Origin of the sequence: Ruegeria profundi (assembly GCF_049800715.1) — a bacterium.
In the GTDB taxonomy this organism is placed as follows: Bacteria; Pseudomonadota; Alphaproteobacteria; order Rhodobacterales; family Rhodobacteraceae; genus Ruegeria; species Ruegeria profundi_A.
In genome coordinates this window covers 272,836-286,344 of the sequence record NZ_JBNAFO010000001.1, presented here as the reverse complement: position 1 = coordinate 286,344, position 13,509 = coordinate 272,836, and the positions used below count along the sequence as shown (strand labels likewise).

Sequence of the window (13,509 nt, the reverse complement as noted above, 5' to 3'; positions counted from 1 at the left end):
TGCGCAGGTCAGTTCATCGCCCTGACCTGCGGGCAATGACTGCGCGCGGGCGCGCAGCCCGGGTGTGTTAGCGGTGCAGCGTTACCCGAATATGAAGATTGGGTTTAATCCGCTGCTTCAGAAAGCCGCGCCAGGGCTTCATCGCGCCCCAGCACAAGCATCATGTCAAAAACCGAAGGAGTGACTGCCCGACCCGCCAATGCCGCCCGAATCGGGCCTGCCAGCTTACCGAACTTGACCTCCTTTGCTTCTGCAAAGGAATTCAGAGCCTCCTCCAGCTCGTTCCGGGACCAGCTAACATTTTGCAGCTGCGGCGTCAATTCACTCAGTATACCATCGGATACAGATGACAGCGCCTTTTGGGCTTTCTCATCGCACTCGATGGGGCGCGAGGTCAGTACAAAATGCGCTTTTTCAAGCAGTTCCGGGAAAGTCCGAGCGCGGTCCTTGAGACAATACATCGCGCTTTCCAGATCACCGGATTGTGTTTCTGAGAGAGGTGGCAGACCGGCCGCTGCCAAGTAGGCTTCGATTTCACGCCGCAGCGCAGCATCATTTGAGATCGCAATATGCTGGCCACACAGGTTCTCGAGCTTTTTCAGATCGAACCGCGCCGGGCTTTTGCCGATTCCGCCCAGATCGAACCATTCTTTGGCCTGTTCATCCGTAAAGAACTCGTCGTCGCCGTGGCTCCAGCCTAGGCGGGCCAGATAGTTGCGCATCCCGGCAGCGGGGTAGCCCATCGCCTGATATTCCTGCGCGCCCAATGCACCGTGACGTTTCGACAGCTTCTTGCCGTCCGGCCCGTGAATCAGCGGGATATGGGCCCAGACGGGAACATCCCAGCCCATCGCCTCATAGATCATCATCTGGCGCGCGGCGTTGTTCAGGTGATCGTCACCCCGGATCACATGGGTCACCCCCATGTCGTGGTCATCCACCACAACCGCGAGCATATAGACCGGTGTCCCGTCCGAGCGCAGAAGAATCATGTCGTCCAACTGGTCGTTCCGGATGGTCACGTCACCCTGCACTTGGTCAAGGATCACAGTAGCTCCGTCTTGCGGGGCCTTAATACGGATCACGAAGGGCATATCCGGGTGGTTTGCAGGGTCGGCATCGCGCCATGGGCTGCGGAACAGGGTCGATTTACCCTCGGCCCGCGCCTGCTCACGAAAGGCCGCGATTTCGTCCTGGGTCGAGAAACATTTATAGGCTTTGCCCTCGGCCAGAAGCTGATGCGCCACTTCGGCATGACGCGCGGCCCCTTCGAATTGGCTGATGACATCTCCGTCATGGTCGAGACCCAGCCACTCCATCCCTTGCAGGATCGCCGCCGTGGCCTCAGGGGTCGAGCGTTCGCGGTCCGTGTCCTCAATCCGCAACAGGAACTTGCCGCCGCGTCCACGCGCATAGAGCCAGTTGAACAGCGCGGTACGCGCGCCGCCAATGTGAAGAAAACCGGTAGGCGAAGGGGCGAAACGGGTGACGACCTGATCGGACATTGTGTTGATTAACCTTTTGGTAACCGCGATGGGCTTAGCTTGGCGCCTGTCTAACGAGCCTCAAGGACGGGGGCAACCATGCGTGTTCTCGCACAGGTCCGGTCGGCGCTGCTGAACCAGATTGGGTTTTTGTTCCCTTGGTCTCCAGTGTGTTTGGGCCTTGGGATCGGTCTCTATTTCGGATTGCGGTTCGAACCTGAGGGGCCTTTGTACCTGGGTCTGGCCGTCGCAGGATTGGCTTTGATCGGCTTGGGTCGTGTGTTGCCCGCCGGATGGGGCGCGTTGGCAATCGGGGGGGCGCTGGTAGCGGCTGGCTTTCTGCTTGCGGGTGCCCGTGCCCACATGGTGGCGGAACCGGTTCTGTCATGGCGATACTATGGCCCTGTCGAGGGGAGGGTCGTCGCCATGGACCGCTCCGCCTCGGATGCGCTGCGATTGACGTTGGATCAGGTGCGGGTAGGGGACGTGCCAGAGCACCGACGTCCGCAGCGCATCCGTCTTTCCGTTCATTCCGAGGTCGGGCCCATCGCGCCGGGACAACGGATCATGACCACGGCGCATCTGTCCCCGCCGCAAGGCCCTGTCGAGCCCGGAGGGTTCGATTTCCGCCGTCACGCCTGGTTTCAGGGGCTTGGTGCTGTCGGGTACACGCGGGTACCGGTGATGACCATCGCGCCGCCGCAGGACGCGTTGCAGGGCGTTCGGGTCACGGCCATTCGCATGGCAATCTCAGACCATGTGCGCGCCCATCTTCCGGGCGAGGTCGGAGGGTTCGCAGCCGCCGTCACGACAGGAGACCGTAGCGGCATGGGGCAAGACACGCTCGATGCGCTGCGCGCATCAAATCTTGCGCATCTGCTGGCGATTTCAGGCCTGCATATGGGGTTGCTAACCGGGTTTGTGTTCATGGCCTGCCGCATTGGATTGTCTGCAATCCCCGTTTTGGCCCTCCGTTTGCCCGTCCGCAAACTTGCCGCTGGATGTGCGCTGGTCGCGGCTGTGATCTACCTGATGCTGTCCGGCGGCAATGTCGCGACCGAGCGGGCCTTTGTCATGGTCAGCGTCATGTTCGGAGCAGTTCTGGTCGACCGCCGCGCCATTTCGCTGAGGGCCGTCGCTGTGGCCGCGCTGATTGTGTTGACCCTGCGCCCCGAAACTCTGCTCAGCCCCGGTTTCCAAATGTCATTCGCGGCGACCACCGCTCTGGTCGCTGTGTTCGGAGCGCTGCGTGATTTCGGCCCCATGCCGGGGCCGAAATGGTCCAAAACCTCCATTGGCCTTCTGATGTCCTCGGCCATTGCGGGCCTTGCGACCGCACCTATCGGAGCGGCGCATTTCAATACGATGTCGCATTACGGCCTGTTGGCCAATCTACTTTCGGTGCCTGTCATGGGGTCCATCGTCGTGCCCGCAGCCGTTGTCGCCGCGATGTTGTCGCCATTTGGACTGGAGTGGATCGCGCTTGAGGCCATGGGGCTGGGACTGCGTTGGATTTTGATGATCGCGGAGTGGGTGTCCGGGTTGGACGGATCTCAGGGCTATGTGGTCGGCCCGCCAAGTTTTGTCCTGCCCATGATCGCGTTGGGGGCGCTTTGGCTGGCTTTGTGGCAGGGCCGAGCGCGATGGGTCGGGGTGGCTCCTGTGGTCCTGGCCTTCGCGCTTTGGACCTCGGGCAACCGGCCTGAGGTTCTGATCGCCGAATCCGGTGGGCTGGTCGGCGTCATGACCTCTGAGGGCCGCGCGCTCAGCAAAGAAAAGGGCAGCGGATTCGTAGCCACGGTCTGGCTTGAGAATGACGGAGACGGTCTGACACAAGGGCAGGCGGCCAGTCGATGGCCGGGCGATGCGGATCGGGTTCAAAGGATCGCTCTGACCGGGGCAGAGGTGATCCACCTCACCGGCAAACGCGCGGCGCTTGAGTTTGACGAATGTAGAATTGGTCAGATCATTGTGTCTTCGGTTGATCTGAAGCTCATTGGGGATTGCACCATCTTCGACCCGGACCGGCTGTATGAAACCGGAAGCTTGTCGATCTCAGGTGGCAAAATCACTTCAAGCGCTGAAAGGATTGGGGATCGGCTGTGGTCCCCGAAATCCACGGGGACCCGCTCGAATGCTGGCAATCAGTAGGTCCGGATCAATCCGACCAGACGACCCTGAACCTTTACCTTTTCCTGCGGTAGAACGCGGGTTTCATAGGCGGGGTTCGCGGCCTCCAGCGCGATGGCTTTGCCGCGCCGGAAGAACCGTTTCAGGGTCGCCTCCTGATCCTCGACCAGAGCAACGACGATATCGCCATTGTCGGCAGTTGAGGTTTCGCGGATCACCACAACATCGCCATCGTTGATCCCGGCGTCGATCATCGAATCTCCACGGACCTCAAGTGCGTAATGCGACCCTTGGCCCGAGACCATCGGGCCGGGCACGGCAACGCGGTGTGAGACATGGCTGATCGCCTCGATCGGAACACCGGCTGCGATCCGGCCCATGACTGGTAGTTCCATCGCGTCGACCGAGACTGGCTCGAAATTGGCAGGGCGCGGGCCTTCGGGCTTGTCGCCCTCGATCACGCGGGGGGTGAAGCCCGCCGTGGGCTCTCCGCCTAAGCTCTCTGGAAGTTTGACAATCTCAATCGCGCGGGCGCGGTGCGCCAGACGCCGGATAAAGCCGCGTTCTTCAAGCGCTGTAATCAGTCGGTGGATGCCGGATTTGGATCGAAGGTCCAACGCCGCCTTCATTTCGTCAAAGCTGGGCGGAACGCCGTCTGCTTGTACGCGTTTGTGGATGAATTCCAGCAAATCCAGCTGCTTCTTGGTCAGCATCGCTCATACCTCGTCGCTTATGCGTTTGCATTTGTTCTACGCATGTTCACGTTTTGTGTCAACGATTTTGAGGATGTTCTACAGCGGCAGGTACTGAACTTGGGCCCCTGCGGGCAAGGCTGGATCCTTGGGCGGGCGCATCAGCAAGGCATTGGCGTCGGCCAGAACACTCAGCAAGGAACTGTCCTGATCCGCGCTGGCCCGAATGCCGTTTTCATCGACAATAGCGCGCATGTAATGTTCACGCGGACCATTGGCTGCAAGCGGTTCGGTCAGTACGGCTGTTTTGAACGGGTTGAGAGCGGCCTCCAACCCGAGCATCCGCCGTACCAGAGGAACAAGGAACAAATAGCCGCAAACCATTGCACTCACAGGGTTTCCAGGCAGTCCGACCATCGCTGCATCCCCCATGCGACCGGCCATCAGAGGTTTTCCGGGCCGCATGCGGATCTTGTAGAAAGACCGATCCATGCCCAACGACTCGGAGACGTCAGAGACAAGATCATAGTCGCCGACAGAGGCGCCTCCGATCGTGACCACCAGATCCGCACCCTTGGCCAGTCCAAAGGCGGTTTCCAGCGACGATGCGGTATCCCGCGCGATGGGGAGGATGCGAACATGCGCGCCTTCACGCTCCAACAGCGCCTTCAAACCGAACGTATTCGAAGCGATGATCTGATCCGGACCCGGAACCTCTCCGGGCATCACCAACTCATCCCCGGTCGAAATCAACGCGATCTGAGGTTTCCGCGTCACGGGGACCTGAGGGATATTCATCGCCGCCATAAGCGCCATATCCTCAGGGCGGATCACGCGCGGGGCGGTGATTGAGGTGCCCTTGGTGAAGTCTATGCCCGCCGGTCGGATATTGGTCTTTTGGCCGGGATCGTCGCTGATGGTGATGAGGTCGCCCTTGCGGTCGACATCTTCCTGAATCACAACAAAATCAGTACCTTCCGGCATTGGCGCACCGGTGAATATCCGCACGGCTTGACCTGGACCTACCGCGCCGTCAAAGCGATTTCCGGCCGCCGATTCACCCACCAGCTTGAACATGGCGTGGAGTTCGACCTCGGCCGCCTTGACTGCATAGCCATCCATGGATGAGGCCGCGAAAGGCGGTTGATCGCGCGTTGCGTTCACGTCCTGCGACAGGATACGACCTGCGGCCTCGGCCAGAGGGACAGTTTCTGAGGGAAGCGTTTCAACCAGATCAAAAAGCAGGGCGCGGGCGTCTTCGACAGTGATCATGTCGCTTCGTAACGCCCTGATTTACCGCCGTCTTTCAGCAATACGCGAATGCCGCCGATCTCCATTGCTTTGTCGACCGCCTTGGTCATGTCATAGACCGTCAGCGCCGCTGTCGAGACGGCGGTCAGGGCCTCCATCTCAACCCCTGTCTGACCAGAGGTTTTCACGGTCGCCTCGATCTGAACGCCGGGCAGGTCGGGATCAAGGGTCAATTCGACCGCGACCTTGGTCACCGGCAGAGGGTGGCATAGCGGGATCAGGTCTGGAGTTTTCTTGGCCCCCATGATTCCCGCAAGCCGCGCGATACCCAGAACGTCACCTTTCTTGGCGCGGCCTTCTGAAATCAAATCAAAGGTTTCTCGGGCCATCTTGATGTGACCAGCGGCCACGGCCACGCGGTCAGTCACCTCTTTATCCGAGACATCGACCATATGAGCCTGCCCCTGCGCATCAAAATGGGTGAGAGGCATCACATCACCCCGGGGATCAGGGGGTTGGAGAGGATGTGGCGGGTGGCCGAAGTTACATCATCCTGCCGCATCAGGCTTTCGCCGATCAGGAAGCACCGCGCGCCGTAGCGGGCAATGTCCGCTAGATCCTCGGGTGTGCTCAAGCCGCTTTCACATACGATGGTGCGATCCCCGGGCACCAGCTTGGACAGGCGGCGCGTTGTATCCAGAGTGGTCTCGAAGGTCTTGAGATTGCGGTTATTTATCCCGATCAGCGGGCTCTTGAGTTCTGTTGCGCGCTCCAATTCTTCCTGATCGTGAACCTCGATCAGGACGTCCATACCCCAGTCGAACGCTGTCTGTTCCAACTCGGCGGCCTGACTGTCCTCGACCGAGGCCATTATGATCAGGATGCAGTCGGCGCCCAAGGCACGCGCCTCGACGACCTGATAGGGGTCATACATGAAATCCTTGCGCAGCGCGGGCAGGTTGGTCGCGGCACGTGCGGCGGTCAGGTATTCTTTCGAACCCTGGAAACTGGGTGTATCGGTCAAAACCGACAAACAGGCCGCACCGCCTTCTTCATAGGCTTTCGCCAGAAGCGGCGGATCAAAGTCGGGACGGATCAAACCTTTGGACGGGCTGGCCTTTTTCACCTCGGCAATCAGGCCATAGCCAGACCGGGCGGCTTTACGCAGAGCTTCGGCAAAGCCGCGAACCTCGGGCGCGCTCCTGGCTTCGCTTTCAAGCTCATCCAGGGATTTTTGCGCCTTGTCCGCTTCGATTTCTTCCAGCTTGTAGGCTTTGATTTTGTCCAGAACGGTCTCGGTCATGCAGCTTCCTGTGTGATCCGCGCCAGCGCGGTAACTTTTTCTTTTGCTTTGCCACTGTCGATGCTTTCAGCAGCCATTTCAACACCTTCGCGCAGATCTGACGCGGCATCAGCCACGACCAGAGCGGCCGCCGCGTTCAACAGCGTCGCATCGCGATAGGCCGAGGGCGCGCCGTCGAGTAGAGCGCGGAACGCGACGGCGTTGTCTTCGGGTGTGCCGCCGACGATGTCTTCGAACGGATGGACGGGCAGGCCAGCATCTTCGGGATGCAGTTCGACCTCCTTGATGCGGTCGTCTTCCAAAGCGGCGACCCAGCTTATGCCCGTGATCGTCAGTTCATCCGTGCCGTCCGAGCCATGTACAAGCCACGCGCGCTCGGACCCCAGCAGGCCCAGCGTTTCGGCCATAGGTCGGATCAGCTCGCGCGTGAAGGCACCGGTGAGCTGGCGTTTGACGCCCGCAGGGTTGGTCAACGGCCCGAGAATGTTGAAGATCGTACGGGTTCCAAGCTCTTGCCGTGAGGGCATGACATGGGCAATCGCAGGGTGATGCATTGGGGCCATCATGAAGCAGATACCGGCCTCATTCAGCGCTTTTTCAACCACTTGAGGCCCAACCATTACATTGATCCCCATCTGTGACTGCAGATCAGCGGTGCCCGATTTCGAGCTGAGGTTGCGGTTGCCGTGTTTGGCGACCGTTACACCGGCTCCGGCAGTCACAAAGGCCGTCGCGGTGGAGATATTGAGGGTGTGCTTGCCATCACCGCCCGTTCCGACGATGTCCATTGCACCGTCGGGTGCGTTAACCGCGTTGCATTTGGAGCGCATCACGGCGGCGGCGGCGGCGTATTCATCGACCGTTTCACCGCGCGTGCGCATTGCCATCAACAGACCGCCAATCTGGCTGGGCGTGGCTTCGCCGTCGAAGAGGATGGCAAAGGCCTGCTCTGCCTCGGCACGGGTCAAAGGGCGGTCGGCTGACGCTCCGATCAGCGGTTTCAGGGCGTCGCTCATGCGGGGACTTTCAACTCTTGCAGGAAGTTCTTGAGGAGGGCGTGGCCATGCTCGGATGCGATCGACTCCGGGTGGAACTGGACACCGTGGATGGGCAGCTCTTTGTGTTGCAGCCCCATGATAGTGCCGTCTTCCAGCTCGGCCGTGATCTCGAGGCAGTCTGGCAGGCTCTCGCGTTCAACCACCAGCGAGTGATAACGCGTGGCCTCAAAGGGCGAAGGAAGCCCGGCGAAAACACCTTTGCCGGTGTGGTTCATGGTGCCCATCTTGCCATGCACGATCTCATGGCAGCGCACGACCTTACCGCCGAAAGACTGCCCAATTGTCTGGTGCCCCAGGCACACGCCCAAAAGCGGAGTTTTGGTTTCGGCTGCAGCTTCGGTCAGGGCAAGGCAGATGCCCGCCTGATCCGGGTCGCAGGGTCCGGGGCTCAGCAGAATTCCGGCGGGATTCATCGCCATGGCCTCTTGCACATCCAGCGCATCATTTCGGCGAATGACCATTTCGGCCCCAAGTTCGCCCAGATAATGCACCAGGTTGTAGGTAAACGAGTCGTAGTTGTCGATCAGCAGCAGCATTTGGCACTTGTCTTCGCTTGGGCATTTCAGGCTGGCGATGCAGCCCCGGGCCACGGTATAATGTCGGGACATACATGCTCAGGCTTGTGAGGCAGCGTCAAGAGGACATCCCGTTCTTGACCCGCCATCAGGTCGAGCGCCGCAGAAGATGGCGCAGAATGGGCGAGGCAAGACTAAAGGCGAGAGGCACGAGCAATGCGTGGATTTTTCGGAGGAATGATCGTCGGGGCGGTCGTTGTTTTGATCGTGGGGGTGATGTTATCGCTCAACACGCCGCTGGCCAATAAGCCGGTGGTCGAGACCCAGGCTCCCGAGCCGGTGGATGTGGAAACACCCGAAGCACCGGAACAAATCGCCGAGACCCCGTCGGACGCGGATCTTGTCGAATTGCCGCCTGCTGGGCCGAAACCCGCCGAAGCGCCGGATGAGGCGCTTGATCTGTCCGATCTGGAAACGGTGCCCGACGAACAGCCCGTCGTGGCTGAGGCCGAGGACGCGTTGCAGGAACCTCAGGCCGAAGATCAAACCAGCGTTACCGTCATGACTGACGCGCCGGCTGCTCCGCAGGCACCTAGTACCGCCCCCACCTTGCCGGAAACAGACGCGGCACCTGTTGTTGTGGATAAAGCACCGGAACCCGCTGACGAGCCAGAAGATGTGGCGACGCTTTTGCCCGAACTACCGTCGCAGCTTGCACCGGAAGAGGTTGAGTTGGATGAAGAGAATCCCTTTGAAAACAGCCCAATCGCGGTGGAAGGGGATGAAGACACCTTGCCCCGCAATCTGCCCAAACTTGCCGCACTCCCCCAGATTGGCGGAGAAGACACGACCTCGACCAACACACTGGTCGGCACGCGTGTTGTGCCCCTGACCGAACGGGACGATGCCCCGGTTGAAACCGATGAAGCGGTCGTAGAAGAGATGACCGGAAAGCCGATCGAGGACTACGCTGCCAGCTTTGAAAACCCCGAAGCCAAGCCGCTGATGTCAATTATCCTGATCGATGATGAGGGCTCTTTCGGAGCCGAAGCCTTGCAGGACTTCCCGTATCCCGTCAGCTTTGCGATCAGCCCCTCTGATCCCGACGCCGCCGAGAAAATGGCCCGACATCGCGCCGCCGGGTTTGAGGTTCTGGCCATGGCCGATCTGCATGAATCCGCCAGTGCGCAGGATGCCGAGGTATCGATGGCCGTATGGCTGGACACGCTGCACGAGACAGTAGGTATTCTGGAAGGGGTCGAAAGCGGAATTCAGGGCAATCGGAAACTGGCCGATCAGGTTGCTTCGATTGCGGCGGCCACCGGTCGCGGGTTGATCACGCAGGATAACGGGCTGAACACGGTCCAGAAACTGGCCGCGCGCAACGGCATTCCGTCGGGCGTGGTGTTCCGCGATATCGATGGTGCACGGCAGGACCCGAAAATCATGCGTCGTTTCCTAGATCAGGCCGCGTTCCGTGCCGGGCAGGAGGGAACGGTTGTGATGCTGGGTAGAGTACGCCCCGAAACGATCTCAGCCCTGCTGCTGTGGGGGCTTGAGGACCGCGGCAACCGGGTTGCCATGGCGCCGATCTCGGCAGTTATGAAACGCGAAGTCCAGTAACGGTTCAGCAGAAAAGAGAAGGGCGGTTGATCAAGTGATCAGCCGCCTTTTCTTTATGAGTTACGGTTGCCTGTGAACCGGGCCGCATCTGCCGCCGCGCGTCGTATGGCGTTGGATTTATGGACCGTTTCCATGTACTCGGCCTCGGGGTCGCTGTCATAGACAACACCTCCGCCGGCTTGAATATAAAGCTTGTGGTCCTTCACGATGGCCGTGCGCAGGGCGATACACATATCCATGTCGCCGCCCGCGCTGAAATACCCAACACCGCCGCCATAAACGCCGCGCTTTTCGGGCTCCAGCTCATCAATGATCTCCATCGCACGGACCTTGGGCGCGCCTGACACGGTGCCCGCGGGCATCCCGGCAAAGAACGCATCCAGCGCGTCTTTGTCTTCGGCCAGCTCTCCGACCACGTTTGAGACGATATGCATCACGTGGCTGTAGCGCTCGATGATGAACTCTTCGGTCGGGCGAACGGTGCCGATCTTGGCAACGCGGCCGGTGTCGTTGCGACCCAGATCCAGCAGCATCAGATGCTCGGCCAGTTCCTTTTTGTCGGCCAGCAGGTCAAGTTCATTTGCCTTGTCCTCTTCCGGGGTCGCGCCACGCGGGCGGGTACCGGCGATCGGACGTATCGTCACTTCGCTGCCGAAGACGCGCACCAGAATCTCGGGGCTGGCGCCCACGACCTGAAAGCCGCCGAAGTTGAAATAGAACATGAAGGGCGACGGGTTCGTACGGCGCAGCGAACGATAAAGCGCAAAAGGTGGCAGCGGGAAGTCCTGCGTCCAACGTTGGGCCGGGACGACCTGAAAGATATCACCCGCGCGGATGTATTCCTTGGCCTTTTCGACCGCTTCCATATAGCCGGATTTGGTGAAATTCGAGACGGGTGGAGCGATCTCATGCGCGTCCCCCAGATCGCGGGTTTCAGCAGGCATGGCGCGTTCCAGATCACGCACCGCGTCCATCACACGCTCGGCGGCCTGAGCATAGGCGGCCTTGGCCGATTGGCCCTCGGTCACCCAAGCAGGGGACACGACGGTCACTTCGCCCTTCACGCCGTCCAGCACCGCAATGACCGAGGGGCGCTGCATGATGGCGTCCGGCAAGCCCAGCGGGTCGGGGTTCACATCGGGCAGATGCTCGACCAGACGGACCATGTCATAGCCCAGATAACCGAACAGCCCAGCCGCCGCCTGAGGCAGATCATCGGGCAGGTCGATACGGCTTTCGGCCAGCAGCGCGCGCAAGTTGTCCATCGGATTACCGTCTTGCTGCGTGAAGGCTTCGCCATCGAACCGGGCCGAGCGGTTCAGCTCGGACTCTTCGCCCCGGCAGCGCCAGATCAGATCGGGTTTCATACCGATGATCGAGTAACGCCCGCGCACTTCGCCTCCGGTGACCGATTCCAGCACAAAGGCATCTTTCTGCGCCCCTGTCAGTTTCAGCATCAGCGAGACAGGTGTGTCGAGATCGGCCGCAAGACGCGTATAGACGACCTGGTTTTCGCCCGCTTCATAAGCGCGCGCGAAGCTTTCATATTCGGGGGTCAGGGCCATTTGGGTCTCGTTTAATAACTCGCCTGCACGGCGTTCAGGGCCTGCTGGTCGACAACCGGGCGTGCGCGGGTTTGGGCATCGCGCACATAGGCGTCAAAGATGTTCTGCGCCAGCGCCTGATTCATTTGTGCGGACAGAGCGTCGCTCAATTGACGCAGCTCATCGCTTTCTGCCGGGGGCAGAACTTCGTCCAGACGGACGATCAGAGCAGTTCCTTCGCCGCCAATGACGCGCAGGTCGCCCGGCTCCATCTCGAAGACTTCGTTCATGAAGTTTGCGGGTACGTCATCCAGAAAGGCAGTCCGCGTTAGGGCGTTTTCCACGCGGAACGGGAGGCCGGTGGCGGTGAAATCGCCATCCGTTGCCAAGGTTGTGACGACAGAATTGGCCTGCTCTTGCAGTGCTTTTGCTGTCTCGGCGGCAATCCAGGCAGCGGCGACGCGGTCACGGGCGCTGTCCAGAGGCTCTGGGCGCGGGGCCAGTTCCTCGTTCAGGCGCAGAGCGAAGATCGAGCCGTCCTCGAGGAAGTCGATCTCGGGGAAGTCGCCGTCGCGTACTGCCTCAGCCACGCTGCGGAAGCCTTCATATGCGGCGACTTCATCCACACTGTCGCGGGTCCAGTCGATTTGGCCCAGCTCCATATCGGTTTCCTGTGCCAGCTCTTCGAGCGTGGCGCCACCGGCGAGCATATCGTTGATGTCTTCGGATTGTGCTTCGATCAAACGACGCGCGCGGTCCGAGGCCAGTTCTTCCCGCAAAGCAGGCTCGGCATCCTCGAACGGGACGTTGTTGGCCGCCAGTGAGCCGTTGATGCGGAACAGCGCCGGGCCGAACACGGAAGGCAGAGGGCCAACGACCGAGTCCAACTCCGCGGCAAAGACCTCATCCGCGGCCTCGCCCAGATCGTCGCGGGTCACGTCGCCCAGATCAATGTCGCTCAGCTCAAGCTCGCGTTCGCGCACGAGTTGCTCGAAGGTGGTGCCGCCGACCTCAAGCTGGGCTTTGGCGTTGTTCGCGGCGTCTTCATCCGGGAAGTTCAGGCGTTCGACCAAGCGGCGCTCGGGCTGTTGGTATTCGTCGGCGCGCTCATCATAGAGGCGGCGCAGCGTGTCCTCATCTACCTCGACCGTATCAAGCAGCATTTCTGGCGACAGGATCGCATAGGTCAGACGCTTAGTGCGGGGCAGGGTGAATTGGTCGGTGTTCTCGTCATAGTAGGCTTGGATTTGCGCATCGGTCGGATAGCCAACTGGGGTTTCCAGCGCGTCCGTACCCAAAGTCGCCACGGTAAAGCTGCGGCGCGCGCCGATGTAGTTTGTCAGAGTGTTTGTCAGCGTTGATGGCATTTCGACACCACCGATGATCGCGCCCTGTACGATGGTGCGCGAGGATTCCTTTCGCAGGTCCGATTCGAACTCGGTATCCGTCATCCCGATCTGTTCCAGTTGAAATCGATAGGCTTCGCGGTCGAACGTGCCATTCACGCCCTGAAAGGCCGGGATCGAGACGATCTCGTCTTGCAAGTTCTCGTCACCAATGGACAGGCCCAGTTGACCGACTTCGTTATCAAGCGCGGCCAGAGCGGTCAGGCGGGACAGGGCGAGCTGTTCCAGACCCAGTTCGCGCGCCTGAGACATCTGCAGGGCTTGGCCGGTCTGCGCCTCAACCGCGCGGATTTCGCGTTGAAGCTCACGGACATAGGCGTCGACCGAGATGCTCTCATCCCCGACCTGCGCAACCGTGCGGATGGTGCCAGTCAGGCTAGTGGCGCCAAACCCTGCGAGGCCTACGAACAGAAGGCCCATCAGAATCCAGACAAAGGTTTTCGAGATGCTGTTTTTGCCTGCGGCCATGATGCCCTCTTACTGCTTGCCCTGTTGGTTGCGGC

Annotated in this window: 11 protein-coding genes; 2 read left to right on the top strand and 9 right to left on the bottom strand. The window is 60.4% G+C overall.

Annotated features, from left to right (window positions below):
• Positions 1–104: 104 nt before the first annotated feature.
• The gene (gene gltX / locus ACP15L_RS01435) at positions 105–1,505 is read right to left on the bottom strand and encodes a glutamate--tRNA ligase (RefSeq protein WP_425082857.1); all 1,401 of its coding nucleotides are present in this window, start codon (positions 1,503–1,505) and stop codon (positions 105–107) included.
• A 78-nt stretch (positions 1,506–1,583) separates the two neighbouring features.
• Between gltX and ACP15L_RS01430 the strand changes: the two genes are divergently transcribed.
• The gene (locus ACP15L_RS01430) at positions 1,584–3,635 is read left to right on the top strand and encodes a ComEC/Rec2 family competence protein (protein WP_425082856.1); all 2,052 of its coding nucleotides are present in this window, start codon (positions 1,584–1,586) and stop codon (positions 3,633–3,635) included.
• Here the strand turns inward: ACP15L_RS01430 and lexA are convergent.
• The 6 genes from lexA to ACP15L_RS01400 all read right to left on the bottom strand — a co-directional run bounded on the left by lexA (position 3,629) and on the right by ACP15L_RS01400 (position 8,454).
• Positions 3,629–4,327: a transcriptional repressor LexA gene (gene lexA / locus ACP15L_RS01425; RefSeq protein WP_170548481.1), complete on the bottom strand. Its 699-nt coding sequence runs from the start codon at positions 4,325–4,327 to the stop codon at positions 3,629–3,631. The genes ACP15L_RS01430 and lexA overlap by 7 nt on opposite strands.
• Positions 4,328–4,405: 78 nt before the next feature.
• The gene (gene glp, locus ACP15L_RS01420; protein WP_425082855.1) at positions 4,406–5,578 is read right to left on the bottom strand and encodes a gephyrin-like molybdotransferase Glp; all 1,173 of its coding nucleotides are present in this window, start codon (positions 5,576–5,578) and stop codon (positions 4,406–4,408) included.
• A complete protein-coding gene (moaC, locus tag ACP15L_RS01415) occupies positions 5,575–6,048 on the bottom strand; it encodes a cyclic pyranopterin monophosphate synthase MoaC (RefSeq protein ID WP_170466778.1) in 474 nt (157 codons plus the stop codon). Before moaC ends, glp begins: the two co-directional genes overlap by 4 nt.
• On the bottom strand, positions 6,048–6,860 hold the full coding sequence (gene trpC, locus ACP15L_RS01410; RefSeq protein WP_170665064.1) for an indole-3-glycerol phosphate synthase TrpC: 813 nt from the start codon (positions 6,858–6,860) through the stop codon (positions 6,048–6,050). The genes moaC and trpC overlap by 1 nt, the downstream gene beginning before the upstream one ends.
• On the bottom strand, positions 6,857–7,876 hold the full coding sequence (gene trpD / locus ACP15L_RS01405; RefSeq protein WP_425082854.1) for an anthranilate phosphoribosyltransferase: 1,020 nt from the start codon (positions 7,874–7,876) through the stop codon (positions 6,857–6,859). Before trpD ends, trpC begins: the two co-directional genes overlap by 4 nt.
• Positions 7,873–8,454: an anthranilate synthase component II gene (locus ACP15L_RS01400; protein WP_170459279.1), complete on the bottom strand. Its 582-nt coding sequence runs from the start codon at positions 8,452–8,454 to the stop codon at positions 7,873–7,875. The genes trpD and ACP15L_RS01400 overlap by 4 nt, the downstream gene beginning before the upstream one ends.
• 195 nt (positions 8,455–8,649) lie before the next feature.
• Between ACP15L_RS01400 and ACP15L_RS01395 the strand changes: the two genes are divergently transcribed.
• On the top strand, positions 8,650–10,056 hold the full coding sequence (locus ACP15L_RS01395; protein WP_425082853.1) for a divergent polysaccharide deacetylase family protein: 1,407 nt from the start codon (positions 8,650–8,652) through the stop codon (positions 10,054–10,056).
• A gap of 53 nt (positions 10,057–10,109) precedes the next feature.
• On the opposite strand, the gene trpE is transcribed toward ACP15L_RS01395, so the two are convergent.
• Together trpE and ACP15L_RS01385 are read right to left on the bottom strand one after the other, a co-directional pair.
• Complete coding sequence (gene trpE, locus ACP15L_RS01390; protein ID WP_425082852.1) at positions 10,110–11,621, bottom strand: anthranilate synthase component I; 1,512 nt, start codon at positions 11,619–11,621, stop codon at positions 10,110–10,112.
• An 11-nt stretch (positions 11,622–11,632) separates the two neighbouring features.
• Complete coding sequence (locus tag ACP15L_RS01385) at positions 11,633–13,474, bottom strand: SurA N-terminal domain-containing protein (RefSeq protein ID WP_425082851.1); 1,842 nt, start codon at positions 13,472–13,474, stop codon at positions 11,633–11,635.
• Positions 13,475–13,509: the final 35 nt, after the last annotated feature.

Coding starts and splice junctions, on each gene's coding strand:
- gltX (WP_425082857.1), bottom strand. CDS start 1,505: ATGTCCGATCAGGTCGTCACCCGTTTCGCCCCTTCGCCTACCGGTTTT.
- ACP15L_RS01430 (WP_425082856.1), top strand. CDS start 1,584: ATGCGTGTTCTCGCACAGGTCCGGTCGGCGCTGCTGAACCAGATTGGG.
- lexA (WP_170548481.1), bottom strand. CDS start 4,327: ATGCTGACCAAGAAGCAGCTGGATTTGCTGGAATTCATCCACAAACGC.
- glp (WP_425082855.1), bottom strand. CDS start 5,578: ATGATCACTGTCGAAGACGCCCGCGCCCTGCTTTTTGATCTGGTTGAA.
- moaC (WP_170466778.1), bottom strand. CDS start 6,048: ATGCCTCTCACCCATTTTGATGCGCAGGGGCAGGCTCATATGGTCGAT.
- trpC (WP_170665064.1), bottom strand. CDS start 6,860: ATGACCGAGACCGTTCTGGACAAAATCAAAGCCTACAAGCTGGAAGAA.
- trpD (WP_425082854.1), bottom strand. CDS start 7,876: ATGAGCGACGCCCTGAAACCGCTGATCGGAGCGTCAGCCGACCGCCCT.
- ACP15L_RS01400 (WP_170459279.1), bottom strand. CDS start 8,454: ATGCTGCTGCTGATCGACAACTACGACTCGTTTACCTACAACCTGGTG.
- ACP15L_RS01395 (WP_425082853.1), top strand. CDS start 8,650: ATGCGTGGATTTTTCGGAGGAATGATCGTCGGGGCGGTCGTTGTTTTG.
- trpE (WP_425082852.1), bottom strand. CDS start 11,621: ATGGCCCTGACCCCCGAATATGAAAGCTTCGCGCGCGCTTATGAAGCG.
- ACP15L_RS01385 (WP_425082851.1), bottom strand. CDS start 13,474: ATGGCCGCAGGCAAAAACAGCATCTCGAAAACCTTTGTCTGGATTCTG.